The organism is Aeromicrobium sp. (assembly GCF_036676885.1).
Classification (GTDB): domain Bacteria; phylum Actinomycetota; class Actinomycetes; order Propionibacteriales; family Nocardioidaceae; genus Aeromicrobium.
Genome location: NZ_JAKFCB010000329.1, coordinates 1 through 1,724, shown reverse-complemented (window position 1 = coordinate 1,724; position 1,724 = coordinate 1). Strand labels below are relative to the sequence as shown.

The following is a 1,724-nucleotide window of genomic DNA, read 5'->3' as shown; positions in this document are numbered from 1 at the left end:
GATCATGGTGCCGAAGGTCGAGGGCGCCCAGGACATCCACTACGTCGACCGTCTGCTCGCGCAGCTCGAGGCCCGCGCCGGTCTCACGAGGCCGATCCTGGTGCACGCGATCCTCGAGACCGCGGAGGGCATGACCAACGTCGAGGAGATCGCCGGCGCCAGCCCCCGTATGCAGGGCATCTCGCTCGGCCCGGCAGACCTCGCCGCAAGCCGGCGCATGAAGACGACGAGGGTCGGCGGAGGCCACCCCGGCTACCTGGTGCGCCAGGACCCGACCGGCGACGACCTCTACCAGGGCCGCACGACGTACCAGCAGGACCTGTGGCACTACACGATCGCGCGCATGGTCGACGCCTGCGCCGCCAACGACATCCTCCCGTTCTACGGTCCGTTCGGTGACATCAAGGACGTCGTCGCCTGCGAGGACCAGTTCCGCAACGCGTTCCTGCTCGGGTGTGTCGGCGCCTGGAGCCTGCACCCCGTGCAGATCGACATCGCCCGCAAGGTCTTCTCTCCCGATCCCGCTGACGTCGCCCACGCCAAGGAGGTCGTCGAGGCGATGGGCGACGGCTCCGGTGCGGTCATGATCAACGGCAAGATGGAGGACGACGCCTCCTGCAAGCAGTGCATCGTGATGCTCGACCTCGCCAAGGCGCTGGCCGAGCGCGATCCCGAGCTCGCCGCCGCCTACGACCTCTAGGAGCTTCCCCCATGACTGAGACAGCGCCCAGCACTCTCCTTCGGCCACGTAGGTCCGTCCTCTACATGCCCGGCGCCAACGAGCGCGCACTCGAGAAGGCCAAGGGCATCGACGCCGACGCGTTGATCCTCGACCTCGAGGATGCGGTCTCCCCCGACGCCAAGCCCGAGGCGCGAGACCGCGTGTGCGCCGCGGTGACCTCTGGTGAGTACGGCCACCGCGAGCTCGCGATCCGCGTCAACGGCATCGGCACGCAGTGGCACGCCGCCGACATCGCCGCCGCGGCGAAGGCCGGCCCCGACGCGGTCCTCGTGCCCAAGGTCAACTCCGCCGCCGAGGTGCTCCAGCTCGTCGCGGAGCTCGAGGACGCCGGCGCCCCGGACACCACGGCGTTGTGGGCGATGGTCGAGACACCGGTCGCCCTCCTGCAGGCCGCGGAGATCGCTGCCGCGCACGAACGCCTCACGGTGATCGTGATGGGCACCAACGACGTCGTCAACGAGACGTACGGCCTGCACGTCCCGGGACGCAACCCGGTCGTCCTCACGTCGCTGTCGATCGCGCTCCTGGCGGCCCGGGCGGCCGGCAAGGTCATCCTCGACGGCGTCTACAACGACGTGAAGAACCTCGAGGGCTTCGACGCCGAGGCTCGACAGGGACGGGAGATGGGCTTCGACGGCAAGACCCTGATCCACCCCAGCCAGGTCGAGCCCGCCAATGCGATCTTCGGCCCGTCGGACGACGAGGTCGAGCACGCCAAGGCGATGATCTCGACGTTCGAGGAGGCCAAAGCCTCAGGTCAGGGCGTCGTCACGTTCAACGGCCGGATGGTCGAGGAGCTGCACGTGCGCGATGCGCGACGCATCCTGGCGCTCGACGAGGCCATCAACGCCCGCTGAGCACCCAACGCAGACGAGCGGCGAGCGGGGATTGCTCCCTGCTCGCCGCTCGCTCATCTGCTGTCCTGCTCAGCGCATGCTGCGCAAACGGTAGATCTCGTTCTGGATCGCGATGTTCTGCTTCT

2 protein-coding genes are annotated in these 1,724 nt (G+C 68.6%); both read left to right on the top strand.

The window, feature by feature from the left end:
• Positions 1-700 (top strand): HpcH/HpaI aldolase/citrate lyase family protein (locus V6M46_RS15265; protein WP_332666635.1); only part of this gene is annotated, 700 nt, incomplete at its 5' end.
• Between the two features lie 11 nt (positions 701-711).
• On the top strand, positions 712-1,599 hold the full coding sequence (locus V6M46_RS15260; RefSeq protein ID WP_332666634.1) for an HpcH/HpaI aldolase/citrate lyase family protein: 888 nt from the start codon (positions 712-714) through the stop codon (positions 1,597-1,599).
• The last annotated feature ends 125 nt before the right edge of the window (positions 1,600-1,724 follow it).